The organism is Nonomuraea sp. NPDC050383 (assembly GCF_044459125.1).
In the GTDB taxonomy this organism is placed as follows: Bacteria; Actinomycetota; Actinomycetes; order Streptosporangiales; family Streptosporangiaceae; genus Nonomuraea.
In genome coordinates this window covers 143845-169952 of the sequence record NZ_JBITIP010000006.1, presented here as the reverse complement: position 1 = coordinate 169952, position 26108 = coordinate 143845, and the positions used below count along the sequence as shown (strand labels likewise).

General features: G+C 72.9%; 30 protein-coding genes. 17 read left to right on the top strand and 13 right to left on the bottom strand.

Annotated features, from left to right (window positions below):
* Nucleotides 1-8 precede the first annotated feature (8 nt).
* Genes ACIBG4_RS17490 through ACIBG4_RS17455 form a run of 8 tightly spaced genes read left to right on the top strand, consistent with a single transcriptional unit; the run spans nt 9 to nt 7933 of the window.
* On the top strand, nt 9-1322 hold the full coding sequence (locus ACIBG4_RS17490; protein WP_397202626.1) for an ABC transporter substrate-binding protein: 1314 nt from the start codon (nt 9-11) through the stop codon (nt 1320-1322).
* Nucleotides 1319-2464 (top strand): ADP-ribosylglycohydrolase family protein, encoded by a 1146-nt coding sequence (locus ACIBG4_RS17485; protein ID WP_397202625.1) that lies wholly within the window; start codon nt 1319-1321, stop codon nt 2462-2464. Before ACIBG4_RS17490 ends, ACIBG4_RS17485 begins: the two co-directional genes overlap by 4 nt.
* A 5-nt stretch (nt 2465-2469) precedes the next feature.
* Complete coding sequence (locus tag ACIBG4_RS17480; protein ID WP_397202624.1) at nt 2470-3432, top strand: ADP-ribosylglycohydrolase family protein; 963 nt, start codon at nt 2470-2472, stop codon at nt 3430-3432.
* The gene (locus tag ACIBG4_RS17475; protein ID WP_397202623.1) at nt 3429-4634 is read left to right on the top strand and encodes an ADP-ribosylglycohydrolase family protein; all 1206 of its coding nucleotides are present in this window, start codon (nt 3429-3431) and stop codon (nt 4632-4634) included. Before ACIBG4_RS17480 ends, ACIBG4_RS17475 begins: the two co-directional genes overlap by 4 nt.
* The gene (locus tag ACIBG4_RS17470; protein ID WP_397202622.1) at nt 4631-5959 is read left to right on the top strand and encodes an ADP-ribosylglycohydrolase family protein; all 1329 of its coding nucleotides are present in this window, start codon (nt 4631-4633) and stop codon (nt 5957-5959) included. Before ACIBG4_RS17475 ends, ACIBG4_RS17470 begins: the two co-directional genes overlap by 4 nt.
* A complete protein-coding gene (gene rbsK, locus ACIBG4_RS17465) occupies nt 5956-6837 on the top strand; it encodes a ribokinase (protein WP_397202621.1) in 882 nt (293 codons plus the stop codon). Before ACIBG4_RS17470 ends, rbsK begins: the two co-directional genes overlap by 4 nt.
* A gap of 37 nt (nt 6838-6874) precedes the next feature.
* Complete coding sequence (locus ACIBG4_RS17460) at nt 6875-7639, top strand: polysaccharide deacetylase family protein (protein WP_397202620.1); 765 nt, start codon at nt 6875-6877, stop codon at nt 7637-7639.
* 6 nt (nt 7640-7645) lie between these two features.
* Nucleotides 7646-7933 carry a hypothetical protein gene (locus tag ACIBG4_RS17455; RefSeq protein WP_397202619.1) on the top strand — a complete coding sequence of 96 codons (288 nt, stop codon included), beginning with the start codon at nt 7646-7648 and terminating at the stop codon, nt 7931-7933.
* Nucleotides 7934-7980: 47 nt separating this feature from the next.
* Here ACIBG4_RS17455 and pyrF read toward each other — a convergent pair whose 3' ends face one another.
* The 5 genes from pyrF to ACIBG4_RS17430 form a co-directional block, all read right to left on the bottom strand.
* Nucleotides 7981-8787, bottom strand: a complete 807-nt coding sequence (gene pyrF, locus ACIBG4_RS17450; RefSeq protein WP_397202618.1) for an orotidine-5'-phosphate decarboxylase — start codon at nt 8785-8787, stop codon at nt 7981-7983.
* Between the two features lie 102 nt (nt 8788-8889).
* Nucleotides 8890-10026 carry a mandelate racemase/muconate lactonizing enzyme family protein gene (locus ACIBG4_RS17445; RefSeq protein ID WP_397202617.1) on the bottom strand — a complete coding sequence of 379 codons (1137 nt, stop codon included), beginning with the start codon at nt 10024-10026 and terminating at the stop codon, nt 8890-8892.
* Complete coding sequence (locus tag ACIBG4_RS17440) at nt 10023-10985, bottom strand: dihydrodipicolinate synthase family protein (protein WP_397202616.1); 963 nt, start codon at nt 10983-10985, stop codon at nt 10023-10025. The genes ACIBG4_RS17445 and ACIBG4_RS17440 overlap by 4 nt, the downstream gene beginning before the upstream one ends.
* Complete coding sequence (locus ACIBG4_RS17435) at nt 10982-12346, bottom strand: MFS transporter (RefSeq protein ID WP_397202615.1); 1365 nt, start codon at nt 12344-12346, stop codon at nt 10982-10984. Before ACIBG4_RS17435 ends, ACIBG4_RS17440 begins: the two co-directional genes overlap by 4 nt.
* Nucleotides 12347-12451: 105 nt before the next feature.
* Nucleotides 12452-13102 carry a GntR family transcriptional regulator gene (locus ACIBG4_RS17430; protein ID WP_310712464.1) on the bottom strand — a complete coding sequence of 217 codons (651 nt, stop codon included), beginning with the start codon at nt 13100-13102 and terminating at the stop codon, nt 12452-12454.
* A gap of 169 nt (nt 13103-13271) precedes the next feature.
* On the opposite strand from ACIBG4_RS17430, the gene ACIBG4_RS17425 reads away from it, so the two are divergent.
* Entirely contained in the window at nt 13272-13748 is a 477-nt protein-coding gene (locus tag ACIBG4_RS17425) for a DUF2283 domain-containing protein (protein ID WP_310712448.1), read from the top strand.
* A 378-nt stretch (nt 13749-14126) separates the two neighbouring features.
* Here ACIBG4_RS17425 and ACIBG4_RS17420 read toward each other — a convergent pair whose 3' ends face one another.
* On the bottom strand, nt 14127-15206 hold the full coding sequence (locus tag ACIBG4_RS17420) for an ABC transporter substrate-binding protein (protein WP_397202614.1): 1080 nt from the start codon (nt 15204-15206) through the stop codon (nt 14127-14129).
* Nucleotides 15203-15739: a SigE family RNA polymerase sigma factor gene (locus tag ACIBG4_RS17415; RefSeq protein ID WP_355438059.1), complete on the bottom strand. Its 537-nt coding sequence runs from the start codon at nt 15737-15739 to the stop codon at nt 15203-15205. The genes ACIBG4_RS17420 and ACIBG4_RS17415 overlap by 4 nt, the downstream gene beginning before the upstream one ends.
* 177 nt (nt 15740-15916) lie before the next feature.
* Here ACIBG4_RS17415 and ACIBG4_RS17410 point away from each other — a divergent pair, with 177 nt between their 5' ends.
* The gene (locus ACIBG4_RS17410) at nt 15917-16267 is read left to right on the top strand and encodes a hypothetical protein (RefSeq protein ID WP_397202613.1); all 351 of its coding nucleotides are present in this window, start codon (nt 15917-15919) and stop codon (nt 16265-16267) included.
* A 193-nt stretch (nt 16268-16460) separates the two neighbouring features.
* Here ACIBG4_RS17410 and ACIBG4_RS17405 read toward each other — a convergent pair whose 3' ends face one another.
* Nucleotides 16461-16847: a hypothetical protein gene (locus ACIBG4_RS17405; RefSeq protein ID WP_397202612.1), complete on the bottom strand. Its 387-nt coding sequence runs from the start codon at nt 16845-16847 to the stop codon at nt 16461-16463.
* 118 nt (nt 16848-16965) lie between these two features.
* Here ACIBG4_RS17405 and ACIBG4_RS17400 point away from each other — a divergent pair, with 118 nt between their 5' ends.
* From ACIBG4_RS17400 to ACIBG4_RS17385, 4 genes are read left to right on the top strand one after another with little or no spacing between them, the layout of a single operon-like run.
* Nucleotides 16966-17868: an ABC transporter ATP-binding protein gene (locus tag ACIBG4_RS17400; protein ID WP_397202611.1), complete on the top strand. Its 903-nt coding sequence runs from the start codon at nt 16966-16968 to the stop codon at nt 17866-17868.
* Nucleotides 17868-18605, top strand: a complete 738-nt coding sequence (locus tag ACIBG4_RS17395; RefSeq protein ID WP_397202610.1) for an ABC transporter permease — start codon at nt 17868-17870, stop codon at nt 18603-18605. The genes ACIBG4_RS17400 and ACIBG4_RS17395 overlap by 1 nt, the downstream gene beginning before the upstream one ends.
* Nucleotides 18602-19852, top strand: coding sequence for a sensor histidine kinase (locus ACIBG4_RS17390; protein WP_397202609.1), 1251 nt, complete (start codon nt 18602-18604; stop codon nt 19850-19852). The genes ACIBG4_RS17395 and ACIBG4_RS17390 overlap by 4 nt, the downstream gene beginning before the upstream one ends.
* On the top strand, nt 19849-20454 hold the full coding sequence (locus tag ACIBG4_RS17385; RefSeq protein ID WP_310712443.1) for a response regulator transcription factor: 606 nt from the start codon (nt 19849-19851) through the stop codon (nt 20452-20454). Before ACIBG4_RS17390 ends, ACIBG4_RS17385 begins: the two co-directional genes overlap by 4 nt.
* 21 nt (nt 20455-20475) lie before the next feature.
* On the opposite strand, the gene ACIBG4_RS17380 is transcribed toward ACIBG4_RS17385, so the two are convergent.
* Entirely contained in the window at nt 20476-20844 is a 369-nt protein-coding gene (locus ACIBG4_RS17380; RefSeq protein ID WP_397202608.1) for a winged helix-turn-helix transcriptional regulator, read from the bottom strand.
* Between the two features lie 86 nt (nt 20845-20930).
* Between ACIBG4_RS17380 and ACIBG4_RS17375 the strand changes: the two genes are divergently transcribed.
* Nucleotides 20931-21575 carry an NADPH-dependent F420 reductase gene (locus tag ACIBG4_RS17375; protein WP_397202607.1) on the top strand — a complete coding sequence of 215 codons (645 nt, stop codon included), beginning with the start codon at nt 20931-20933 and terminating at the stop codon, nt 21573-21575.
* Between the two features lie 21 nt (nt 21576-21596).
* On the opposite strand, the gene ACIBG4_RS17370 is transcribed toward ACIBG4_RS17375, so the two are convergent.
* Both ACIBG4_RS17370 and ACIBG4_RS17365 read right to left on the bottom strand, forming a co-directional pair.
* On the bottom strand, nt 21597-22253 hold the full coding sequence (locus ACIBG4_RS17370) for an endonuclease V (protein ID WP_397202606.1): 657 nt from the start codon (nt 22251-22253) through the stop codon (nt 21597-21599).
* 68 nt (nt 22254-22321) lie between these two features.
* The gene (locus tag ACIBG4_RS17365; RefSeq protein ID WP_397202794.1) at nt 22322-23926 is read right to left on the bottom strand and encodes a catalase; all 1605 of its coding nucleotides are present in this window, start codon (nt 23924-23926) and stop codon (nt 22322-22324) included.
* Between the two features lie 188 nt (nt 23927-24114).
* Between ACIBG4_RS17365 and ACIBG4_RS17360 the strand changes: the two genes are divergently transcribed.
* Entirely contained in the window at nt 24115-24855 is a 741-nt protein-coding gene (locus tag ACIBG4_RS17360) for a sulfite exporter TauE/SafE family protein (RefSeq protein WP_397202605.1), read from the top strand.
* A 10-nt stretch (nt 24856-24865) separates the two neighbouring features.
* Here the strand turns inward: ACIBG4_RS17360 and ACIBG4_RS17355 are convergent, their stop codons facing one another.
* Nucleotides 24866-25006: a hypothetical protein gene (locus ACIBG4_RS17355; protein ID WP_397202604.1), complete on the bottom strand. Its 141-nt coding sequence runs from the start codon at nt 25004-25006 to the stop codon at nt 24866-24868.
* Between the two features lie 77 nt (nt 25007-25083).
* Here ACIBG4_RS17355 and ACIBG4_RS17350 point away from each other — a divergent pair, with 77 nt between their 5' ends.
* Nucleotides 25084-25398: a hypothetical protein gene (locus tag ACIBG4_RS17350; protein WP_397202603.1), complete on the top strand. Its 315-nt coding sequence runs from the start codon at nt 25084-25086 to the stop codon at nt 25396-25398.
* On the opposite strand, the gene ACIBG4_RS17345 is transcribed toward ACIBG4_RS17350, so the two are convergent.
* Nucleotides 25391-26071, bottom strand: coding sequence for a type 1 glutamine amidotransferase (locus ACIBG4_RS17345; RefSeq protein WP_355438083.1), 681 nt, complete (start codon nt 26069-26071; stop codon nt 25391-25393). The two genes, ACIBG4_RS17350 and ACIBG4_RS17345, sit on opposite strands and share 8 nt — an antisense overlap.
* Nucleotides 26072-26108: the final 37 nt, after the last annotated feature.

Here is a 26108-nt window from a genome sequence, read left to right as displayed (position 1 = left end):
AGGCTCTCATGCGTATGAAGTCCGCTTTGGCGGCGGCAGCGATCGTCGCGCTGGCCGCCGGCTGCGGCAGCGGCGGCAGCGGCGACAAGGGCGGCTCCGCGGCCGAGCCCAGTGAGCCGGTCAAGCTCAACTTCCTCAGCCTGGCCTGGCAGAAGGAGTCGGTCGCCGCCAACAAGCAGATCGTCGACGAGTGGAACAAGGCCAACCCCAAGATCCAGGTCACCTACGTCCAGGGCAGCTGGGACAACGTCAACGACCAGCTCGTCACCCAGTTCGCGGGCGGCACCGCGCCGGACGTCATCCACAACGACTCGCCCGCGCTGTCCGGCTTCTCCTCCGACGGCTACCTGCTCGACCTGTCGGACAAGCTGCCCGCCGAGCTGAAGAGCGACATCCCGCAGAAGTCGTGGGACACCGTCACCTTCGATGACGGCAAGGGCAAGCAGGGCGTGTACGGCGTGCCGTTCCTCCAGGAGTCGCAGGTCATCATCGCCAACAAGAAGCTGCTCGACGGCGCCGGCGTGCGCATCCCCACCCCCGACAACCCGTGGACGTGGGACGAGTTCGCCGAGGCGAGCAAGAAGATGACCAAGGGCGGCGCGTTCGGCGTGGCCTGGCCGATGAAGTCGCCGGTCAACAAGACCCTCAACCTGGCGCTCAACTTCGGCGGCACGTTCTTCCAGACCGCCGACGGCAAGACCACCGTCAAGGTCGGCCCGGAGGAGAAGCAGGTCCTCCAGCGCATCCACGACCAGCTCTACAAGGACAAGTCGGCCGACCCGGCGGCGCTCGGCCAGGGCACGGCCGACCCGCTGCCCGCCTTCTACGCCGGCAAGTTCGCCCTGCTGCCCGCCGGCGTGTACCTGCGCCAGCAGGTCGCCGAGCAGGCGCCGAAGGGCTTCGAGTGGGTGACGCTGCCGCCGCTGAAGGGCACCACCTCCGACCAGGGCGCGGTCTCCCAGACCCTGTCGGTCTCGCAGGACAGCAAGCACGCGGACGAGGCGCTGAAGTTCATCTCCTTCTTCCTCAACCCGGCCAACCAGGCCAAGCTCGCCAAGGGCGACTGGCTGCTGCCGACCTCCGTCAAGGCCGCCGCCGACCCGTCGATGACGACCAAGGAGAACGGCTGGGACGTGGCCACGGCCTCGGCCAAGAACCTCGTCGTCGCGCCGTTCCTCAAGGTCAACGGGTTCGACGAGTGGAAGAGCAAGGTGGCGACGCCGGCGCTCCAGGAGTACTTCGCCAACAAGATCACCATTGATGCCGTGGCGAAGAAGCTGGTCGAGGACGGCAACAAGGTGCTGGAGCGGTACCAGAAGTGACGTATCGCGACCGGGCCCGGGGGTGTCTGCTCGGCCTCGCGGCCGGCGACGCCCTCGGGGCGCCCGCCGAGAACCTCACGCCGTCGGAGATCCGGCGGCGCTGGGGCCGGCTCACCGAGATCGAACGCGGCGGCACCGACGACACCGAGTACGCCATCTTCGCCGCCTCCCTGCTGGTGCGGCACGGCCACGGCCTCACCTCGGCCGATGTGGCCGCCGCCTACCGGGCCGAGATCCTGCCGCGGATCACCGGCCCCATGCGCGGGGCCGGGTTCTCCGAGCTGGGGACCGTCGAGGCGCTGCGCCGCGGCCTCGAACCGCCGATGACCGGCCTGGTCCACCAGCACGGCTGGTCGGACGGGCTCGCCATGCGGGCCGCGCCGTACGGGATCTTCTGCCCGGGCGACCCGGCCGAGGCGGCGCGGCTCGTGGAGGAGGACGGCCGGGTCAGCCAGTCCGGCGAGGGCATCCTCGGCGGGCGGGCCGTCGCGGGCGCCGTGGCCGCCGCCATGGCGGGGCTGCCGCCGCGCGAGGTGGTGGCGGCGGCGCTGTCGGTGGTGCCGCCGGACTCCTGGACGGCCCGCGCCATCGAGCGCGCGGTCGCCGTCCTCGACCGCGTCACGGACCGCGAAACGGACCGCGTCACGGACCGCGAAACGGACCGCGAAACGGACCGTGATAGGAGCGCCGGCTCGGCCGATGAGTCGGACAGCGATGCGGACAGTCGGGAGGCGGCGCTGGTGGAGGCGCTGCACGAGGCCGTCGTGGTCCGGCACTACCCGTGGACCGACGTCGCGCCCGAGGCCGTGGCGCTCGCCCTGGCCGCCTACCTGGCGGGCGGGGGCGAGGTGGAGGCGTCCGTGACGTTCGCCGTGGGCCTGGGCCGCGACGCCGACACCATCGGCGCCATCGCCGGCGCGATCGCCGGCGCGGGGCAGGGCGAGGCAGGCGTACCCCAGCGGTGGGCCGCCCGCGTCGGCCCGGTCGCGGGCACCTGCCTGCCCGTGGTGGCCGGCAGGCACGTCCTGACCGTCGCCGACGAACTCGCCGACGAACTCGCCGGCGAACTCGCCGGCCACCTGTCCGCCCGGCCCGCGGCCCGACCGGCCGACCACCCGGACCGTACGGCGAAAGGACTGTAGAGACCATGTCGGGGGACAGAATCCGGGGGGCCTTCGTCGGGCTCGCCGTCGGTGATGCCGCGGGCTGGCCCGCCGGCAGGCACCGCTCCGCCCTGCACGCCCCGTGGAGCAGACGCCTCCACCGCGAGCTTGACGCGTTCGCCGAGGAGCACCGGGTCACCACGCTGCCCGTGCCGTTCGCGCTGAACCAGCCCGTCGCCCCGCTCGCGCTCGGCCCGTCCGACGACGCCGAATGGCTGGCCTGGACGGCGCTCACGATCGACCGGCCGCGCGCCGAGGCGTTCCGCGAGCTGGGCCCCGAGGTCCGCGCGCGCATCTCGGTGGCCACCGCGCTGGACAATCTCGCCCGGGGCGTCGAGCCGCCCGCCAGCGGCCACGACAACCCGCACCATTTCGACGACGCCGCCGCCGTGCGGGCCGTCGCCTTCGGCGCGCTGGGCCGTGACCCCGGCGAGGACGCCCGGGTCACCAACGCCGGCGACGGCGTGCTCGGCGCGCTCGCCATGGCCGCCGCCGTGGCCGCCGCGGTCGCGACGGGGTCCGCCGGGGACGCCGTCCGCGCGGCGCTGGACGTCCTGCCCGAGGACACGGCGATCGGGCACAACGCGCGTCTCGCGCTGAAGGCGGCGCGCGCGGCCGGCGACCCGTTCGCCGCCGTGCCCGCGCTCGACGCCGCCCTGCTCGACCACGTCTACAGCTACGCGGTGGGCGCCGCCCTGACGGTGCCCGTCGCGCTGGCGCTCGCCGAGGTGTCGGGCGGCGCGCTCGACCGGGCCGTGCCCGCCGCCGCCTGCCTGGCGCCGCTGGCCGACTCGGCGCCCGCGCTGACCGGCGCCGTCACGGGGGCCTGCGGCGGGTACGAGGCGATCCCGGAGGGGTGGACCGCCTCGGCCCGCACGCTGGCCGGCTGTTGCCTGCCGAGCCTGGCGGGAACAGATCTCATCGAACTCACGGAGGAACTCGCATGACGCCGCTCGCAGACCAGCCCGCAGGCCGGCCCGCAGACCCGCTCACCGACAAGGCAATGGGCTGTGTGGCGGGAGCGGCGGTGGGCGACGCGCTGGGCGGCGCCACGGAGGGCTGGACGCCGGAGCAGATCACGCAGAGGTACGGCGGGCCGGTCGAGGGCATCGTGCCGCCGTTCAACGAGGACTGGCGCAACGCCCGCCCCATCGCCCCGTACCACAAGGGCGACGGCCACATCACCGACGACACCCTGATGACGCACGCGCTCATCCGTGTCTATGAGAAGGTCCGGGGCCACCTGGACGCGTACGCGATGGCCGAGCACCTGGTGCCCGAGCTGATGGGGGAGCGGCGCTGGATCCCCGAGCTGGAGGCGGAGGCGCTGCCGCTGCACCGGATCTTCCTCGCCGAGAAGTGGATCGTCACGCGCCTGCACTACGGCCACGTCGACCCGCGCGAGGCCGGCGTCGGCAACATCGTCAACTGCGGCGCCGCCATGTACGTGGCGCCGGTCGGCGTCGTCAACGCCGCCGACCCCGACGCCGCCTACGCCGAGGCGATCGACCTCACCGGCGCCCACCAGTCCAGCTACGGCCGCGAGGCCGCCGGCGTGATGGCCGCCGCGGTCGCCGAGGCCATGCGGCCGGGCGCCACCCCCGACTCGGTCGTGGCCGTGTGCCTGCGGCTGGCCAAGGACGGCACCCGGGCCGCCATCGAGGCGGTCTGCGAGGCGGCGCGCGGGCTCGGGCACTGGGAGGGGTCGTTCGAGACGCTGCGCGCCGCGATGCGGCCCTACGACACCGTCGCCGACACCTACCGCGACCAGGGGCTCGGGGCGCGCCGGCCGAGCCGGGTGCACAGCATCGAGGAGCTGCCGCTCGCCCTGGGGTTCCTGGTGGTGGGCAAGGGCGACTTCCGGGAGACGGTGATCGGGGGCGTCAACTACGGGCGCGACGCCGACTCCATCGCCTCCATGGGCGGCGCCATCGCGGGCGCGCTCGGCGGGCTCGCCTCGGTGCCGGCGGAGTGGGTCGAGGAGATCGGGCGGGCCAGCCGTACGGACCTGGTGGAGCCGGGGCGGGCGATCGCCGGGGTGGCGCGGCGCGTCCACGCCGACGACCAGGCCCGCCGCCGCGCCCACGAGAGCGCCTTCGCCGCCCTGATCGCGAGCGAGGCGGGCGACGCCGGGGAGGGCGGCGCGTGATCCGTCTCACCTGGGTGCAGCCCGAGGACCTGGTGGGGCACGAGCTGCGCCAGGCCGCCGAGGACGGCAGGGACGTGCGGGACATCGCCGCCCGGTGGCGCGAGGCGGGCGGCCACGACGCGCCGCCGCGCGCCGGCGCGTCCGAGCCGGGCGCGGCGCGGCTGCGGCCGCTGGCCGAGCGGCTGCTGGACGAGCTGGCCGCCGTCCCGTCGCCGCTGGCCGAGCCCACCGACCTGGCCGCCGTCGTCGCCGCCACCCCCTCGTGGCCCGCGCCCCGCGACCGCCGCCCGGCGGACCCGGCGCGGCTGCTGGGCGCCTGGCAGGGGCGGGCCGCCGGGTGCGTGCTCGGCAAGCCGGTGGAGAAGATCCCCCGCGAGGGCGTCAGGGAGATCGCCGAGGCCACCGGCAACTGGCCCATCCGCCACTGGTTCACCGCGCGGGGGCTGCCGGCCGAGGTGGCCGCCCGCTGGCCGTGGAACCGGCGCAGCGCCGTCAACTCGCTCGCCGAGAACATCGACGGCGTCCCGGAGGACGACGACCTCAACTACCCGCTGCTCGCCCTGACCGTCCTGGAGCGTCACGGCCGCGGCTTCACCACCGACGACGTCGCCAAGCTGTGGCTGGACGAGCTGCCCGCGGGCCGCACGTTCACCGCCGAGCGCGTCGCGTACCGCAACCTGCTGTCCGGCGTCGAGCCGCCCGAGACCGCCACGCACCGCAACCCGTTCCGCGAGTGGATCGGCGCGCTCATCCGGACCGACGTGTACGGATGGGTCAACCCGGGCGACCCGGCCACCGCCGCCGAGTACGCCTGGCGCGACGCCCGGCTGACGCACACCGCCAACGGCGTCTACGGCGCGATGTTCGCCGCGGCCCTGTGCGCGCAGTCGCTGGTGGCGACCTCCGTGGAGGAGGTGGTGGCCGCCGGCCTGTCGGTCGTCCCGCCCGGCTCGCGGCTGCACGACGCGGTACGGCGGGCGGCCGAGGACGCGGCGTCCGAGCCCGACTTCGAGCGCGTCCTCGACCGCCTCCACGAGCGGCACGCCGGCCTGCACTGGGTCCACACGATCAACAACGCCGCCCTCGTCGCCGCGGCCCTCATCCACGGCCGGGGCGACTTCACCGCCTCCATCGCCGGGGCCGTCGCCGGCGGCTGGGACACCGATTCGGCGGGCGCGACCGTGGGCTCGGTCGCGGGGGCGCTGAACGGCGGCGTGCCCGAGCGGTGGAGGATGAGGAACAGCCTGGCCAGCAGCGTGACCGGGTTCGACGGGATCGGGCTGGACGAGCTGGCCCGGCGCACGGGGGAGTTGATGACGGCATGATCTCGGTGTTCGGCAGCGCGAACATGGACCTCGTCGCGTATGTGGACCGGGCGCCGAAGCGCGGCGAGACGGTCACCGGCCGCCTGTTCCGCACCGTGCCCGGCGGCAAGGGCGCCAACCAGGCGATCGCCGCCGCCCGCGCGGGCACGGAGGTCGCCTTCCTCGGCGCGGTCGGCGACGACGGGTTCGGCGCGGAGATCCGCGAAACGCTCGCGGTCGCCGGCGTCGACGTCGAGCGCCTGCGCCAGGTGCCGGGCCCGAGCGGCATCGCGCACATCGTGGTGGACGACGACGGCGGCAACTCGATCATCGTGGTGCCCGGCGCCAACGGCCTGGTCACCACGCCCAGCGAGGAGGAGCGCGCCGTCATCGCCGCCTCCCGCGCCGTGCTGCTCCAGCTCGAACTGCCCATGAAGGCCGTCATCGGCGCGGCCCGGGCCGCCCGCGAGGCGGGCGTGCCGGCCGTCCTCACGCCGGCGCCCGCCCAGCCGCTGCCGGACGAGCTGTTGGACGCGGTCGCGCTCATCGTCCCGAACGAGCACGAGGCCGCGGCCCTTACCGGCGCCACCGACCCGGACGACGCCCTGGACCGCCTGCTGGAGCGGGTTCCCGAGGTGGTGATCACGCTCGGCTCGGAGGGCGCCCTGTACGGCTCCCGGGCGGGGGAGCGGCTGCGTGTCCCGGCCGTCCGGGTGGAGGCCGTGGACACCACGGCGGCGGGCGACACGTTCGTCGGCGCGCTCGCCGTGGCCCGGGCGGAGGGCCGGCCGGCCGAGGAGGCGCTGCGCTTCGCGTCGGCGGCGGCGGCGCTGTCGGTGCAGCGGCCGGGCGCGAGCACGTCGATGCCGAGCCGCGCGGAGATCGACGCCGCTCTCTAGACTCCTCCCCCATGATCACGATCACGGGGGTGAGCCGATGAGACGGCGACGGCTGTGGGTGACGGCGGCGGTGGCGCTCGCGCTGGTGCTGGTGGCCACCGGCCTGTACCGGCTGGTCAACTCGCGTACGTACCAGGTCGCCGGCGAGCTGGTGTCGCGGGCCGGCACGACGGAGAAGGTGGTGGCCCTGACCTTCGACGACGGGCCGGACGAGCACGCCGCCGAGGTGCTCGCCGCCCTCGCCGCCGAGCGGGCCCGGGCCACCTTCTACGTCGTCGGCTCGCAGGTGGAGAGGTTCCCGAAGGAAGCGGCGGCGCTCGTCGCGGCGGGGCACGAGCTGGGCAACCACACCTACACGCACCGCCGGATGGTGTTCGTCTCGCCCGGCACCGTGAGGGACGAGGTGGAGCGGACGAACACGCTCATCCGCGCCGCCGGGCAGAAGGGCGAGATCACGTTCCGGCCGCCGACGGGCAAGAAGCTCGTCGTGCTGCCGATGTACCTGGCCGAGCACGGGCAGCGGACCATCATGTGGGACGTCGAACCAGACTCCGGCAGGACGCCCACGGCGGGCGAGATCGTGGCGGAGGTGCGGGCCCGGACGCGGCCGGGCTCGATCATCCTGCTGCACCCCTGGTACGGGAGCGGGGCGAACACGCGGGCGGCCATCAGGGGCGTGGTGTCGGCCCTGCGTGCCGAGGGCTACCGGTTCGTCACGGTCTCGGAGCTGCCGGCGAAGGGGCGGGGTGATCGGATTCACTCCGCCGCTCGCCACATCAGCGGGGCCGGCGGGGGCAGGTGAGCGCTCATGAGCGACAACCACGACGAACATCCTGAGCCCCTGCCCGGCACCGTGACGGGCCTCAACGCGGAGAGCGACGTCGTCGCCGAGCGGTCCGGCGCCGGCACGTCCCGCTCCGGCCGCCCCATCCCCGCCGACCCGCCCGAGGCGCAGGCCGCCTCCGAGGCCGAGGCGGGTGCCGGCGCGGGTGAAGACGCGGGTGAAGAGGCCGGGGCGGAACCGGATGAGGAGGGGCGGACCGGCGGCGTCGGAGAGGAGCCGGAGGTGCGCCCCGACGCCGGCCCGACCGGCTGACCACCGCGCCCGGCCCGGCCCGGGGTGCCGGGCGGACGCCCCGGGCGTCAGGCGGACAGGTGGTGGGCGCACTCGTCCCGGTAGCGCAGCGTCAGCTCCCGCACCCGGCCCGGGTCCGCCAGGACGGCGCGGGAGACCGACGGGACCACCGCGTGCCGTACCGGACGGAACAGCCGGGCCAGGTCGGCGGGTGAGGCCCCGTGCGGGCCGACGCCCGGCGCGAGGATGGGGCCGTTGAGGCGGTCGAGGGGGTGGCCGGCGGAGGACAGCGTGGCGCCGATCACCACGCCGACCGGGCCGAGCGGCGCCCGGCCCGCGTTGGCCGCCTCCACGCCCGCGAAGACCTGCCCGGCCACCGGCTCCTGCAACCGCGCCGCCTCCGGGCCGGAGGTGCGCGCCAGCACGAAGACGCCCGCGTCGTTGGCGACGGCCGAGGTGATCGCCCCCTCCAGCGCGCCGAACCCGAAGTACGGGCTGAGCGTGACCGCGTCGACGGCGAGCGGGCTGCCGTGGTCGAGGTATGCCTCGGCGTAGGCGGCCATCGTGGCGCCGATGTCACCGCGCTTGGCGTCCAGGACGACCAGCGGGCCGGCCTGCCGCAGGTCGGCGATGACCGACTCCAGCACGGCGACGCCGCGGCTGCCCCACCGCTCGAAGAACGCCGGCTGCGGCTTGACCACCGCCGCGACGTCGCCCACGGCGTCGGCCACGGTCCTGCTGAAGCGCTCCAGCCCCGCCGGCGAGTCGTCCAGGCCCCACGCGTGCAGCAGCCCCGGGCTGGGGTCGATGCCGACGCACAGCGGCCCGTACTTGTCGAGCCTGGCCCGCAGCCTGGTCCCGAACGGCTCATCCATCGCCCAGCCCCCCTCGTGAACGTTCGCAGAGTAATCCCCGCCGGTCGGGCGTGGAAGTTTTCCGACGCCGCCGGTATGGGACGACGGCGGGGACCCCTCTGCTCACATCCAGGCCGTGGACCCGTCCGGGCGGGTCGGCACCTTCCGGTCCCAGCGCACCCAGTCGTCCTCCCGGAGAGCGTCCTCGTCGATCTCGACGCCCCAGCCCGGCCGGTCCGGCCGCAGGTCGAGATGCCCGTCCACCGGCAGGTAGGGATCGGGGCACCACGACACCTCGTCGGGTTTGTACTCCAGGATGGCGAAGTTGGTGGCCGCCGCCGCGAAGTGCACGTTCGCCGCCGTGGCGAGCGGCCCGAGCGGGTTGTGCGGCGCCACGGGGACGTAGTGCGCGTCGGCGATGGCGGCGATCTTCAGGAGCTGCGTCATCCCGCCGACCACGCAGATGTCGGGCTGCACGATGTCGGCTCCCTGCGCCGTCAGCAGCGCGAGGAACTCGTGCGGCGAGTACAGCGACTCACCCGTCGCCAGCGGCACGGCCAGCTCCGACCTGATCCGCCCCCACGCCGGGAGGTGCTCGGGCCGGATGGGCTCCTCCAGGAAGAGCGGCTGGTGCGGGGCCAGGGCGGCGCCCAGCTCCACGGCCTGGCGAGGCTCCCAGAGGCAGGCGTGCGCGTCGAACGCGAACTCCCACTCCTCCGGGTGCCCGGCCCGGACCTGGCCGAAGTACGCGCCGAGCTCGTTCGCGACCAGCCCGGACCGCACCCGGTTCGGGTCACGGCGGTACGGGCTCAGCTTGAACGCGGTGAACCCGAAGCGCTCGTGCAGCGCCGCGGTCCGCTCCTGGAGCTCGGCCGGGTCGGGCGCCGAGTACAGGCCGGCGTAGACCCGCACCCGGTCGCGTACGGCGCCGCCGAGCAGCCGGTAGACCGGCACGCCCACGGCCTTGGCGGCGATGTCCCACAGCGCGAGGTCGATCGCGGCGATCGCGGCCAGGCCGAGGGCACCCTGCGGGAAGCGGCAGGACTGCAGCAGGAACTGGTTGACCCGGCTCGGGCTCCGCGCGTCCATGCCCTTGACCTGCTCGAACAGGTAGTCGAGCAGCGGCGGGTAGGCCAGGTCGGGCCCGTGGTTGTAGACCTCGGACCAGCCCGTGGTGCCGTCGTCGGCGGTGATCCTCACCAGGATCCGGGGGCGGTCGCCCACCCGCTGGCGGAAGGTCTCCAGTGACGCGATCCTCATATGCGCAGCTCCGTCCCCAGCTCGGGCACGGCCGAGCGCCACGGGCTGATCGACTCGGCCACCTCCGCCGCCACCGCGGCGGTCACCGGATGGCTGGGCGGGCGCACCTCGCGCCGGCACAGCCCCAGCTGGTGCATCGCCTCCTTGACCACGGAGACGTTGTCGGCCGCGCGGTCGCGGGCCCGCAGCTCCTCGAAGTGCCTGATCCGCCGCCATACCCGCGTCGCCGTGTCGTAGTCGCCGTCCCGCAGCGCGGCGAGCATCTCCAGCGACACGGCCGGGGCCACGTTGACCAGCCCGGAGGTGAACGCCCGCGCCCCGGCCTGCCAGTAGGCGGGGGCGTACGACTCCGCCAGGCCGGCGATCCACAGCAGGCCGTCGCCCGCCCGCGCCTTGGTGGTGGCGAACACGACCGGGTCCGGGACCGAGTACTTCAGCCCGACGACGTTCGGGGCCCGCTCCACGAGCCGGGCGATGTCGGCGCCGGACACCGCGGTGGTGCTGAGGTACGGCAGCACCCCCAGGTCAGGGACGGCGGCGGCGATCGCCGCGTTGTACTCGACCCATCCCCGGGCCGACAGGTACGGCAGGACGGGCTGGTGGATCATGATGGCGTCCGCGCCGGCGTCCCGGGCGAAGAGGGCGTCCGAGACGGCGGTCGGCACGTCCAGCCCGACCCCGGCGACGATCGTCGTCGTCGTCGCTTCGCGGGCGGAGACGACGCTGGTGAGAGCGGCGCGGCGCTCGTCGGGGGTCAGCGCGTAGAACTCGCCGGTGTTGCCGTTCGGGGTCAGCGCGGTGATCCCGTTGCCGACCAGGCGGCGGGCCAGCGCCACGGCCCGGTCGTGGTCGATCTCGCCGTCGGCGGCGTAGGGCACCACGGGGATGCCGATGACGGTGCTGAGCCGCTCCTTCAGATCCGCGGTGTTCAGGTCCGCGGTGCTCGGACGGGCGCTCATGACGTGGTCCTTCCAGGAGACGGGGGAGCCGTTCCGGCCGGCTCCGGCGATGGGGTGACGGGCTTGACGCGCACCCAGAACAGGTAGATGGCCGCGCTGACGAGACAGCTCGCCGCGGCCCCGACCAGCGGTCCGACGTAGGAGCCGCTGCCGGCGCTCAGGAACAGGCCGATCGCGATCGGGCTGATCAGGTTGCCGAGCTGGGAGCCGAAGTTCTGGAACCCGGCGATGGAGCCGACGCTGGCCGGGGACGACGCCACCTCGGCCGGGAGGCTCAGGATCGCGGCTCCCGCGAAGGAGTGGGCGGCGCTGCTGACGGTGAGCACGACCATCAGCAGGACGTTGCTCTCGATGAACGGGGCGAAGCCGATGCAGGCGCTCAGCGCGAGCCCGGAGACGATCGGGATCTTCCTGGCGGCGTTGGTCGACATCCCCGACGCCAGCATGCGGTCCGAGGCGATGCCGCCGAGCACGGTGGCGCCGATGGCGATGAGCGCCGGGATGGCGCCCACCATGCCGAAGTCCTCTTTGCTGAACCCGCGGTCCTTGAGCAGGTAACTGGGGTACCAGGTGAGGAAGAAGGCCCCGGCGAGCGAGCGGAACACGTACCCGGTCATCAGCGCCCACACCTGGTTGTCGCGCAGCAGCCGGCCCCACGGCACCTTCTCGCTGGAGGCCCCGTCGGCCGTCGAGCCGGCCGTCGCCTCGCCCTGGTCGGAGCGGATGTGGGCCAGCTCCTCGGCCGAGACCCGCGGGTGCTGCTCCGGGTGCCGGTAGACCAGGCGCCAGCCGATGAGCCACGGGATGCCGAGCACCCCGATGACCAGGAACGACAGGCGCCAGCCGCCGAGGACGGCCAGGGCCGTCACCACCGGGACGGACAGGGCGGTGCCGATCTGCTGGCCCATGTCGAACAGGCTCGACGCGAATGCCCGCTCCTTGCGCGGGAACCACTGCGAGACGACCTTCACGTTCGCCGGCTGCACGGGAGCCTCGCCGACGCCGAGGCCGAGCCGGGACACGATGACCCAGCCGAAGCTCTGCGTAAGGGCCATCAGCGCGGTCCAGACCGACCACCAGCCGACGGCCATCGGATAGATCACCCTCGGGCCGAACCGGTCCAGCAGCCAGCCGGACGGGATCTGGAACAGGGCGTAGGTCCAGAAGAACGCCGAGAGCAGGACGCCCTGGACGGCGGGGCTGATCTCGAACTCCTCGGACATGAACGGCATCGCGACGCTGAGCGCCGCGCGATCGAGGTAGGCGATCGTCAGGCCGAGGGCCGAGAAGCCGACGATGGTCCACCGCATGCGGCTGCGGGCGCGGGCCGACGGCGCGCGCGTCGGCGTAGAATGGGTCATGGTTGCTCCTCTGACGGGGGTACCAGAGACGCTCCTTGAGGGAGCGTGTGTGTTCTCAGAGACGCGGCCCGGGATCTTGGCGGAGAACGGGCCGCATCTCGCGCTTCATCGGGTGGCCGCTTCCCTCCTCAGGTGCCTGGCCACGAAGCCTTCGATGTGCCGGCGGACCAGTGTGGCCGCGCCGTCGCCGTCGCCCTCGCGCACCTTGGCGAGGATCGCGGCGTGCTCCTCGGCCTCCTCCTCCCATGACGGGCTGCGCGACCACGACGCGGCCGACACCAGCGCGGTCTGGTCCCGGAGCCCGTCCAGGGTGCGGACGAGCAGCGGGTTGCCGCAGCCCGCGTAGAGACCTCGGTGGAAGTCCCGGTTGGCGATGCTGCGCTCGGACGCGTCGGCGGCCTGCGAGGCCCGGTCGAGGGACTGCGCCGCCTCGGAGAAGTCGGCGGCGGCGACGACGCTGCGCCGCACCGCCTCCGGTTCGAGGAGCAGGCGCATGTCGTAGACCTCCAGCGCGTCCTCGTCGCTCAACTGGCGGACCGTGGTGCCGGTGTAGGGACGGATGACGACGAGCCCCGTGCTCTCCAGCGCCTTGAGCGCCTCGCGCACCGGTGTCTTCGAGACGCCGAACTGGCCGGCCAGGTCGCTCTCGACCAGGGGGGTCCCCGGCTTGAACCGGCCGTTGAGTATCGCCGCCTTGATGGTCTCCAGCACGTGTGCCGTACGGGACGGCAACGCGCCGGGACTGAAGACTGGCATCGCCACGAAGATTCCTCCTGGACTGGCGCATCATATGCGATGTATGAGATGCGACTTTAGGACTAATCTGGGCATACGGCAAGGAAACGATGCCGTGACGTGACCGAAACATCCACCGGCCGCCCGAGGGCCTGTCTTGCCCTCCTCGCCTCGGGGTAGATCACCCTGCATGTACGAGATCGCCCGCCGGACGCTGACGCTCGCCACCGAGCCGCCGCACGAGGTCACGGTCACGATCGGCGTGCCCGTGGAAGAGCCCACGGGCGAGTGGTCGTGCCCGTACCGGATCGACGGTCTGGCCGGATGGGAGCACGAGCGCAAGGTCACCGGCGTCGACTCGCTGGAGGCGGTGGACCTGGCGCTCGCCATGGTCCGGGCCGCGCTGGCCGGCTCCCACGAGGCCAAGGAGGGGATGCTCACCTGGGAGGAGGAGCCGGACGGCCGCCGGCCGCGGACCGTGTACCTGTCCTGGGACAAGGACCACGACATCGCCTACCTCGCGATGAAGCACGAGATCGTGCCGGGCGAGGCCGTGCGCCAGGAGACGGCCGGCCGGGCCGTGCTCGACTACGGCGCCTCCGGTGAGCTGCTCGGCGTCGAGCTGCTGGACGCGGAGACGCTCCTCCCGCCCGAGCTGCGCCTCTGAGAGGGCGGTTCGCGTGGCTCGCCCTGCTGCGGGGTGCGAAGACGGAGACCCGTGCCGGTCCTGACCCGACCAGCACTCGGCCGTGGAGGGCGCAGGCACATGACCCTGCCCGGCCCTGCACGCGTTCCCCCAGGTCAACATCCAAATCCCGGCTCACATGTGACTACGAGCCACTCCGGAGTGCCGGAATGACCCACCGGGCGCCGCCCACACGGCGGTCATTCGTCGGCGAAGGCGGCGCCGATGATGGAGGTCCGCGAAGTGGAGACAAGGGTGACAGTCGGCGCGTCGGACAGTCGGTCGATGCCCGCGTGCTTCCGTTGGGCGTAGATCAGATCTTCGCAACCGACCACCTGGAATCTCGAGAAGTGGCCGGGCTCAGCCGCCCTTCACAACCGCGCTCCCGAGGTCTGCCGGGCGTTCGAGCATCTTGTAGGCGCGGGCCAGATCGGCGACCCGCTGGAGTTCTGCCAGGTCCAGCTTGGCGGGATAGGAGCCGAACGCGACGCCTGCCGCCATTGCCGTGGAGATCCTCGTGTAGCGGGGCAGCGCGTCGCGCACCTGCTGGGGATCGCTCGCGATCAGGCGCTGCGCCTTGGCCAGCGCGCGCTGGAAGGCCGCCAGCGTGCGAGGGTTTCCCCGGATCCACTTGTCGGTGGCCGACATGCCCGCGGTGTACAGGTTCGCGAACTCCTGGGTCATCGCGTCAGCCACAATCCGCGTGTGCTTGGTCTCACGGCCTACGGTGACGAACGGTTCGGCCAGCAGGACAGCGTCCACCTGCCCCCTGCCCATCGCGTCGAGCATGTCGGGATAGGGCTTCTCCATCAGCACGACGTCCCTCAACGTCAGCCCGGCCCGCTTCAGCACAGCTGTCAGCGCCAACGACCCGAGGCCCGCGATGTTCGGGATCGCGACCCTCTTTCGCCTGAGGTCGGTCGCCGTTCTGATCTTCGACTTGGCGCTCACGACGACCGCGACGCTTCCTTGCGCGGCCTGGTACAGGCTAGAGACGATCTTGAACTTCTTGCCCGTCTCGTTCACCTTGAAGACCGTGGCGTAGTCGGTCTGCGCCAGATCCAGCACGCCGCTTTCGATCTGAGGCGCCGCGGCCGCCGCACCGCTGATGATCACCGGCTCCACCGACAGCCCTTCCTCCTTGAAGTAGCCCTTGGTCATGGCCACGAACACGGGCACCGACTCCACGGTCGGCACCACTCCGACCTTGATGGTGGACTGCTCGGGTGGGCTGGACGGGCGGACGGCGGCGCGCGGCTCCGCGGGCAGTACCCGTACCCCGACGGCGACGGCGAGCACGGTGACGACGACCACCGCGGCGGCGGCCAGCGCCATGGAGTTGCGCCGCCTGCGCTGATGGATGTCGAACGTCCTGGCGCTCAGATCGCGCTCCGGCATGTCGTCCGCGATGCGGCCGAGCTGTTCTCCGAGCCAGGTCATCGACGTGCCCCCTCACTATGAGCCGAGTTCTCGTCAAGAACAGGCAGTCTCGGCGCCAGCTCGGGCGCCAGCGCACGCAGGCGGGCCAGGGCGTGGTGCGCCTGGCTCTTCACGGTGCCGACGGAGCATCCCAGCAGGTCGGCGACGTCACGTTCGGTCCGGTCCTCGTAGAAGCGCAGGACGAGTACCGCGCGCTGCTTGGGCGTCAGCCGCATGAGCGCCTGGCGCAGGACGATCCGCAGGACCGCGGAGTCTTCGGACGAGTAGGCGCGGTCGGGCGGCTCGGCGCTCGGCACCTCGCCGGAACCGCGGCGCCGCCGCCACGAGATGTACTGGTTCACCATGGTCTTGCGCGCATAGGCGTCAAGGTTGTCGATGTGGCGTAATTTCGACCACCGCCCGATCATGCGGACCAGCACACTCTGCAAGAGGTCCTCCGCGAGGTGGATCTCTCCGGTGAGCAGGTAGGCCAAGCGCATCAACGGGCGTTGGTGAGCATCCACGAACGCCTGGAAACTGGCATCGCGATCCAACGTCTCTCCTCATGTCGGTACCCTCCAGACGCTGTGGGCGCGGCGAAAGGTTGGCACTCCTGAGGAGCGGTGTACGGAAGTGAGGGGTGCTCGCACCGCATCAGAAGGGTGCAGGGCGGTGGCGGAGAACAGCTACTCAGCGAGAGAGTCGGTCGGATGATTCATAAGATCGCTTGTATGACAGTTGTTTCCCTGGACGGCCGCCGATTCCGCGCTGTCGCAGATGTAGCAGGCGGTGAAGTCGGCACCGAGACGCTCTTCACCTATCACCAGAACGACAGCGAGATCTGGGGCACTTATGCAGGAGGCTCCGTCCGTCGCGGCTTCCTCGTCGGCACCCTCAACGGTGACAGCATCGACTTCCGCTACACCCAACTCAACCTGGCGGGTGAGACCTCCAGTGGTCATTGTGTATCCCGAATCACGGTGCTGGCCGACGGACGTCTACGACTGGACGAGTCATGGGAGTGGGAGTCACGCCCTGGCAGCGGAAGCAGCGCGGTGGAAGAGGTCATCAATGGGACATGACGCGACCTGACAAAGACTTGCCGGATATCGGTCGATGAAAGGCCGAGCCGAGATCGTTCACCCGGCCCCGTCCCTGGCCCAGACCGCGAGCCCATGACCAGGCAGCCTTGCCCAACCGCAACGACGAAAAGGACATCAACGTGCGAACCGCCCTCTGAGGCGTCCCGCCCGTTCGGGACGCGCCCCTCCGGGCTCAGCCCGTCCGGGACGTGGAGCGAGCGCCGCCGGACAGCAGCCAACGCCAGCGCGGCACCTCGAACGCCACGGTCGCCACGGCCAGCACCGACACGACGACCGCCACCGCCGCCGGCCAGGCCACCCACGATGCCGCCACCGCGGCCACCAGCTGGAGCAGTACCAGCAGGATCGTCACGAACCCCGGCACGGGCACGATCACGCTCCGCTTGTCGCCCGGCGTGGAGAACAACGTCGGCAGCCCGATCAGCACGACCACCGACAGGACGGCCAGCGCGACGGAGTGGGAGGCCAGAGCCCACGGGGTGGCGACCCAGGCGATCAGCTCGGTGGCGAAACGCAGCGCGGACCCGGCGGGGTTGTCCCGGCGGAGAGGAACGGACACGCGGGCACCCTACAGCCGCGCCGTGCGCGCCCGGTAGGCGCCCGCATGACAAATGTCAGCGTGAACGCAGGACGCACGGCACCAGGGGGCCGCCCGGCGCGCTCCTAGCGTGAAAGGCATGGAACCTCTTCCCTCCACCCCCGCCTTCGCCCTGAACGGCGTCGCCAAGCACTACGGCGACGTGCGTGCGGTCGACGGCCTGAGCCTCACGGCCGGCACCGGAGGCGCCATCGCCCTGCTCGGCCCCAACGGGGCCGGCAAGTCCACCACCATCTCCCTGCTGCTCGGCCTGACCCGGCCCACCGCCGGCACGGTCCGCCTGCTCGGCGGCCCCCCGGAGGAGGCCGTCGCCCGCGGCCGGGTCGGCGCCATGCTCCAGCACGGCGAGCTGATGCCCGAGCTGACCGTCGGCGAGCTCGTCGGCTTCGTGCGCGGCCTCTACCCCCGGCCGCTGCCCCTCAGCGAGATCCTCGACCTGGCCGACCTCGGCCCGCTGGTCAGGCGCCGCGCCGGCCGGCTGTCGGGCGGGCAGGCCCAGCGGGTCAGGTTCGCGCTGGCCGTGGCGGGCGCCCCCGACCTGCTGATGCTCGACGAGCCGACCGCCGCGATGGACGTCGAGTCGCGGCTGCGCTTCTGGGACGGCATGCGCGCGTACGCGGCGGACGGCCGAACCGTGCTGTTCGCCACCCACTACCTGGAGGAGGCCGACCAGCACGCCGACCGGGTCCTCGTCATCGCCGGGGGCAGGCTCGCCGCGGACGGCACCACCGCCCAGATCAAGGCCGCGGCGGGCGGCCGGCTCGTCACCTTCCGCCTCGGCGACCAGCCGGCCGCCGGGCTGGAGGCCCTGCCGGGCGTCACCGCGGTGGAGATCCGCGACGGCGTGGCCAGGCTGCGCACCGACGACACCGCCCTCACCACCGCCGCCCTCTACCGCGACACCACGCTGGTGATCCGCGACCTGGAGGTCTCCGGCGGCCACCTCGAAGACGCCTTCCTCGCCCTCACCCGGGAGTCCTGATGCTCGCCTCGTACGTGCGGCTGGAGATGTTGCGCATGGTCCGCAACAAGAAGTTCCTGATCATCGGGATCGGGTTCCCCCTCGTCATCTACCTGCTCAACGCCAACGTCTTCGGCAAGGAGACCACCGGCGACGGCGTCACGCTCAGCGCGTACGTCATGGTCTCCATGGCCGCCTACGGCGCGATCTCCGGGGCGCTGGTCAACACCGCCGGGCCGTGGGCGCAGGAACGCGCCTCGGGCTGGCTGCCGCAGCTCCGGGTCACGCCGCTGCCCAGCTGGGTGATCATCGTGGGCAAGCTGGTGAGCGCGCTGGTGCTGGTCCTGCCCTCGATGCTGCTGGTGTGCCTGGCCGGGGCGCTCACGCAGGGCGTGTCGCTGCCGGCCGGGCAGTGGGCGGCGCTGGTGGGGGCGCTGTGGGCGGGGGCCGTGCCGTTCGTCGCGCTGGGGCTGATCGTGGGCTCGCTGCTGCGGCCCGAGGCCGTCCAGCCCGTCACCCTCGTCACCATGCTGGGGCTGATGATCGTGGGCGGGCTCTGGTTCCCGGTGAGCACCATGAGTGACACCATGCGCTCCGTCGCCGAGGTGACTCCCGCCTACAGCTACGCCGACATGGGCTGGAAGGTCATCGCCGGCCACGGGGTGCCCATGACGGACGCGCTCACGGTCGCCGGCTGGGCGGCGGCCCTCGGAGTGCTCGCCGTCCTCGCCTACCGGCGAGCTACCGTACGCGAATGAGCCTTTCCGGGCCGCCTGACGGCCTCTCGCCCGTCAGGCGGCTGCTGATGATCTCCGTCGGACTGGTCTACCTCGTGACCCCCGTCCTGGGGGTGTTACGGGGTCAGGTCACCGGGGCCCGGGCGGTGTGGGCGTGCGTCGCCCTGATCGTGTTCGTCGGCGGTTACGTCGGGATCGTGCTCAGCCAGCGGACGTTCGGCCGCCCGAGCCGCTGGACGTACGCGCTGCTCGGCCTGACCACGCTGCTCGCCGTCGCCCTCCCGCCGATCTTCGGCGGGGGGTGGCTCGCGCTGCCGGTCTACATGAGCGTGGCCTTCGCCATGGCGCTGCCGAGGCGGCAGGCCGTGGCCGCGGTCGCCGCCATGGGGGTCACGGTCGCCGGGCTCGGCCTGGTCACCGGCACCGACTCGGGCACCCTCGTCCTGCTCCTCTTCCAGGTCGTGACGCTGGCGGTGCTGTTCACCAACGTGCGCAACACCCGGCTGCTGGTGTCCCGGCTGCGGGAGGCGCAGGGCGAGGTGGCCCGGCTCGCGGCCGGCGAGGAGCGGCTGCGCATCGCCCGCGACCTGCACGACCTGCTCGGCCACAGCCTCTCGCTCATCGCGATGAAGGCGGAGCTGGCCGGGCGGCTGGCCGAGGGGTCGCCGGCGGTGTGGCGGGAGGTCCGTGACATCGAGGAGGTGGCCCGCCAGGCGCTGGTCGAGGTGCGGGAGGCCGTCACCGGCTACCGGCAGCGGGGGCTGGCCGAGGCGGTGGACGGCGTCCGCGCCGCGCTGGAGTCGGCGGGCACGGACACGTCCGTCCGGCTGTCGGGGACGCCGCTGCCGGCCGCGCTCGACGGGCTGCTCGCGTGGGCGGTCCGCGAAGGGGGCACGAACGTCCTGCGCCACTCGGGGGCCCGGCGCTGCGGCATCACCGTGACGTACGACGGCGCGGAGGCCACACTGGAGATCACGGACGACGGGCGCGGCCAGGTGGGGTCCGCGGCCGAGGGGGAGGGGAACGGGCTGGCCGGGCTGGCGGAGCGAGTCGCGGCGGCGGGCGGCACGATGGCGGCGGGCCCGGTGCGCGGCGGCTTCCGCCTCGCCGTCCGCGTCCCGGCGCCGGAGCCCGAGCCGGAGCCCGCGCGGAAGCCCGAGCCGGGGCCCGAGCCTGAGCCGAAGCCCGAGCCTGATCCGGAGTCCGGGCCGGCCGGGAGCGCGGCCGCGATGGCCGTGCCGGGCGAGAGAGAGCCGGAGCAGCCGTGATCAGGATCATTCTGGCCGAGGACCAGGCCATGGTGCGCGGCGCCCTCGTCACGCTGCTCGGCCTGGAGGGCGACATCGAGGTGGTCGGGGAGGCGGCCTCGGGGCCCGAGGCGGTGGCCGTGGCGAGGAAGACGCAGCCGGACGTCGCGCTGCTCGACGTCGAGATGCCCGGCGGCGACGGCATCACCGCCGCCGAGGAGATCCGGCGGCTGCTGCCGGACTGCCGGGTGATGGTCCTGACGACGTTCGGCCGTCCCGGCTACCTGCGCCGGGCGATGGAGGCCGGCGCGGCTGCGTTCCTCGTGAAGGACAGCCCGGCGCGGGAGCTGGCCGCCGCGGTGCGCCGCGTCCGGGCCGGCGAGCGGGTGATCGACCCGGGGCTGGCCGCCGCCGCGCTCAGCGCCGGCCCGAACCCGCTGTCGGCGCGGGAGCGCGACGTGCTCGCCGCCGCGGCCGACGGCTCGACCATCGCCGACATCGCCGCCCGCCTGCACCTGTCGGAAGGCACCGTCCGCAACTACCTGTCCTCGGCCATCGGCAAGACCCGCACCCGCAACCGCGTCGAGGCCGTCCGCCACGCCCAGGCGCTGGGCTGGCTGTGAGCTCCGGCCATACCGCGCCGGTCAGCCGGCGGGCCGTTCCTCCAGCTCATCGGCGGTCTCCCACCGGTCCTGCGCGGCCATCACCTCGTCCGCGTGGGCGAAGGCCCACTCGCCCAGCCGCTCGATCGGCTCCAGCAGGCTCCGGCCCAGGCCGGTCAGCTCGTACTCCACGCGGGGCGGCGCCTCGGCGTACGAGTGCCGCACCACCAGGCCGTTGGACTCCAGCCGGCGCAGCGTCTCGGTGAGCACCTTGGGGCTGACGCCGCCGATCGCCGCGCGCAGCTCGCCGGGCCGCCGGGGTCCGTGGCGCAACGCCCACACCACCACGGCGCTCCAGGTGTTGGCGATCAGGTCGAAGGCCAGCCTGGCCTGGCAGTCGGCGAGGAACACCGTGGACCCCCTCGATACGCACCGAATGGTGTGCGACGGCTTTCGTACCGTCGTCCCGTCACACCTTTACACGAATGGAGCACAACATGCGGATCGGCATCCTGGGCGCGGGCGGCATGGCCGACGCCCTCGGCACCCAGTGGCATCGCGCGGGTCACGAGGTCATGATCAGTGGCCGCGACCCGGAGAAGGCCGCCGCCCTGGCGGCCCGGATGGCCGGGGCGGCGAAGGTCCAGGAGCGGGAGGTGCTGGCGGGCACGTTCGCGGAGGCGGCCGCGTTCGGCGACGTCGTGATGGCGGCCGTGCTGGAGGCGGGCCTGACGGACGTGCTCGCGGCGGCGGGTACGGCGCTGCGCGGCAAGCCGCTCATCGACGTGACCAACGTCCATCCGGACGCGTACGACCCCACGCGTCCGATCGCCGGGGCGGCGGCGGATCTCACAGGGGCACATGTTGTGAAGGCGTTCAACCTGTGCCACGTGGACGTGTGGCGGATGACGCCGCCGGTCTTCGACGGCAGGCCGCTGGCCGTGCCGCTGTGCGGGGACGACCCGGCCGCCCTGGAGCTGGTACGGCGGCTGGTCGCGGACCTCGGCTGCACGCCGCTGGACGGCGGGGGACTGGCCAGGGCCACCCTCCTGGAGGCCACGGCCGCGTTCGTCATCGGCCTGTGGTTCGCCGGAGCGGACGCCCAGGCCATCCTCACCCCGAAGGAGCACGCCGGCGCGTGAGCCCCGGCATGCCGGAGCCCGTCAGCCGTGACGGGCGAGGTGGTCGGCGTGGCGGATGGGCTCGGGGAGCCGGTAGCGGGGCGACAGGCGCAGCGCCTGCTCCGTGGCCGTCTCCAGCGAGATGCGATGACCGGGGGAGACGTACACCGGCTTGACCCCCTCCCGCGTGCGGACGGCGCGCCCCACCGTCGAGCCGTCCAGCGTGATCGGCGTCCATGCCCCGCGCTCCCGCCCGGGTGCGGCGTGGTCGCCGACGAACGGCGTCTTGCCGACCCCCATCGCCGGCAGGCCGGTCAGCACGCCCAGGTGGCAGGCCAGGCCGAAGCCACGCGGGTGCGCCACCCCGTACCCGTCGCACACCAGCAGGCCGGGCATGGTCGTCAGGCGTTCGAGGGCGCGCACCAGCGCGGGCAGCTCCCGGAAGGCGAAGAGCCCGGGAACGTACGGGAACCGGGCCTCGTCCTCGACGGTCACCTGCTCCAGCACCGTGAGCGTGGCGGCGTCGAGGACCACCACGGCCGCGCGCACCCGGTCGTCGCCGTAATAGTGGACGTCCAGGCCCGCCACCGCCGTGAACGTCGTCGGCCCGGTGAGCTCGACGTGCGGGCGCAGACGGTCCTGGATGGCCTGTGCCTCCTCGGCGGTGGCCGGCCACGGGTGAAGCTGGTTCACGAGCACATGATCAATCTAGCCCGGCGGCGGCCGGCCTCCGTGGCCGGAGGCCGGCCCCGCGGTGCGCCGATGGTCTACGGCAGGCCGCGCTCGTCGGGCACGCAGTGCGTCATCTTGAGCCCCGTGACGTCCCGCGGGCCGTTCTTGCCGAGCTGCGACAGCCGCTGCCGGTCCTCGTCCGTCAGCGTCTGGCCCGGCAGGGGCTCCAGGTGGCTGACGTCCGCGGGTGTGATCCCGAGGCCCTGGCCGACGCGCAGCCCCAGCTCGTCCTCCGCCAGGAGGAAGTGCCAGACCATGCGCTCCTGGACCGGCCGGGCGCACTGGCCGATGTTCTGGACGAGGTTCTCGACCAGGTCGTCGCGCTCCCACTGGTGCATCAGCAGGTAGCGCTGGCCCGCCTGCACGTAGTCGTTGGTCCGGGGGATGCGCGCCCGCGTCAGCCGGCCGCTGATGACCGGCCCCTGCTCGGCGGAGACGGGCTTGGGCGCCTCGCCCAGGCCGCCGGTGATGGACGGCTCGTAGTTGACGTGCGGGTTCTCGCCGTCGCCGTCCACGTAGTACGTCATCTGCCCGTCGCGCTGGTTGGTCCGTACCGTGGCGTTCTTGGCCTGGTTGACCGGGAGCTGCAGGTAGTTGGGCCCGACCCGGTAGCGCTGCGTGTCGCTGTAGGAGAACGTCCGCCCGACGAGCATCTTGTCGTCGGAGAAGTCCAGCCCGTCCACCAGCACGCCCGTGCCGAAGGAGATCTGCTCGTTCTCCGCGAAGTTGTTCGCGACGTTGCGGTCGAGCACGAGCCGGCCGACGGGGCGCGGCGGGAAGTCGTTCTCCGGCCACACCTTGGTGTCGTCCAGCGGGTCGAAGTCCAGCTCGGGGTGGTCGTCGTCGGACATGATCTGTACGAGCAGCTCCCACTCGGGGTGGTCGCCGCGCTCGATCGCCTCGTGCAGGTCCCTGGTCGCGTGGCCGAGGTCGCCGGCCTGGATGGCCGCCGCGTCCTCGGCGGTCAGGCTCCGCACGCCCTGCTTGGGCATCCAGTGGTACTTGACCAGGACCGTCTCGTTCCGGTCGTTGACCCACTTGTACGTGTTGACCCCGAAGCCCTGCATGAACCGGTACGTCGCGGGGATGCCGCGCGGGCTGAACAGGTTGACCAGCATGTGCATGGACTCCGGCGTCTGCGACATGAAGTCGAAGATCCGGGCGGGCTCCTGGCGGAACGTGACGGGGTCCGGCTTGAGGGCGTGGATCACGTCGGGGAACTTGATGGCGTCCCGGATGAAGAACACCCCGAGGTTGTTGCCGACGAGGTCCCAGTTGCCGTCCTCGGTGTAGAACTTGATCGCGAACCCGCGAGGGTCCCGGGCCGTCTCGGCCGAGTCACGGCCGCCGATGACGGTGGAGAAGCGCAGCGCCACATCCGTGCGCTTGCCGGCCTCCTGGAACAGCTTCGCCCTCGTGTAGCGCGAGATCGGCTCGTCGCCGAGCTTCCCGTACGCCTCGAAGTAGCCGTAGGCCGTCGTGCCGCGCGCGTGCACGACCCGCTCCGGGATGCGCTCCCGGTCGAAGTGACTGATCTTCTCCAGGAAGTGGTAGTTCTCCAGCGTCGCGGGTCCTCGCGCGCCCACCGTGCGCTGATTCTGGTTGTCGTGGACGGGATGTCCCTGCCGGGTGGTCAACATCGGGCGGTCGTCGCCGGTCGTCACGCTCTCGGCTCCTTCCATGTGACTGGCCATGTGTCTGGGTCGTGCTGCGTCCCGGCATACCTATCCCGTAGAAAGGTCACTAACGGTTTGACTCATAGATCTACCGGAACGTCAGCAAGCAACCCGGCTTCGGCGACAAAACGGACAGCCCCTACCATGTCCTGGTGATCGTCGGAGACGTGCTGGGGCTGCTCGGCGTGGGCGTCGCGGCCGGGGTGGTCAGCACCGTGGTGAGTCTCGCCTCGATCGTGTCCTATCCCGCGCTGCTGGCCTTCGGCCTGCCGCCGCTCAGCGCGAACGTCACCAACACCGTGGCCCTGCTGTTCACCGGCCTGGGCGCGGCGGCCGGCTCGCGGCCGGAGCTCGCGGGCCAGGGGAGCCGGGTCCTCAGGCTGGGCTGGATCACCGCGCTCGGCGGCGCGGCCGGCGCGACCCTGCTGCTGCTCACGCCGTCGCGGACGTTCGAGCTGATCGCGCCCTGGCTCATCGCCGCTGCCTCCCTGCTCCTCGTCCGTCCGCCGTCGGCGCGCAAGCACGCCGAGCACGGGATACCGGCGAGGATCGCGCTGTTCGTCGTGGCCGTCTACATCGGCTACTTCGGCGCGGCGGGCGGCATCCTCATGTTCGCGGTGCTGTCGGCGATGCTCGACCAGGCGCCGGCCCGGACGAACGCGGTCAAGAACGTGCTGTCCGGGCTGGCCAACACGGTCGCGGCCGTGGGGTTCGCGCTGTTCGGGCCGGTCGACTGGGGGGCGGTGGCGCCGCTGGCGGCGGGATTCCTGCTGGGCGGGTGGCTCGGGCCGAAGATCGCCCGGCGGCTGCCGGGACACAGCCTGCGCTACCTCGCCGCCGCCTGCGGCCTGGCGGTCGCCGCCAAGCTCGGCTACGACGCGTACGCCTCCTGAGTGCTCCGGGTCATCGGGGAACGCGCCGCCGGGAGAAGGGCGCCGTGGCGAACCGGTAGGCGATCCTGGCGGGTGTCAGCCACCGCACGTGGGCGCCGTTCCTGGCCTGGGTGACCACGCGCTCCGCCAGCCACGGCGCCACGATCTCCACCGGGTCGGGCCGCCCCGCGCCGCCATCCCGGCGGCCGCCACGGCGGAGCCGTTCAGCACGCCGAGCAGGTCGCCCTCATGACGTCCGGCCCGGACGGGATGTGGCCGATGTTCCTGTTCGGCTTCCTCTGCGTCTTCGTGATCACGCAGATGCACGGCCTGGGACTGCCGCGCCCGGTCCGCGGGCTGCTGGCCGCCTGCTACGGCGGCTCTCTCCTGGCCGTGTACGCCCTCCGCGGCGACCTCTGGGGCGCCGCCGCGGAGGCGGTCAGGATTCCGGCCATCGAGTACGCGCTGGCCGGGATCCTGACCCTGCTGACCTGGGCGGGGCTGCGAGCCGCCCGGCGGGTCCGCGGGCGGCCGCGCCGGGCGGGGCGGGCCGGGGTCAGGTGACGAGCTTGGCGAAGCGGGTGGCGACCTCGCGCCAGATCGGCGTGGAGACCGGCTCGTCGGCCACCGCCCCCGCGTACACCTCGTCGGGGTCGAACCCGGCCACCTCCCACGTCCGGATCCGCTCCGGCAGCACCTCGGGATGGAACTGCACGCCCCACGCCGCCTCGCCCACCCGGAACGCCTGGTACGGGCAGCGGGCCGTCTCGGCCAGCCACACCGCGCCCGGCGGCAGGGCCGTGATCGCGTCCACGTGGTGCTCGATCGCGGGCACCACCTCCGGCAGGTCGCGGAACAGCGGGTCGGCCGCCGTCTCCGGCCGCAGCGTGACCGGGACGCTGCCGTTCTCCGGCGCCCCCGCGTCGCCGGTCACCTCCCCGCCCGCCACCTCGGCGAGCATCTGCCCGCCCAGGCAGATGCCGAAGAACGGCACCCGGCCGGCCAGCGCCTGCCGCACCAGCCCCCGCGTGGGCGCCAGCCAGGGGGCGCGGTCGTCCTCGCCGGGCAGGTAGCCGCCGCCCATCATGAGCATCGCGTCGTGGCGGAGCGTCTCGGGCACGGGCTCGCCGTCGTAGGCGTGGACGACGTCCAGCCGCAGCCCCATGTCCTCCAGCCAGCCGCCGAACCGGCCGGGGCCGCCGCTCCTGCTGTTCTGCACGATCAGGACGTCACGCATGGCGGGTCACCGGCCTCCTGTGGGCGTCGGGGGAGAG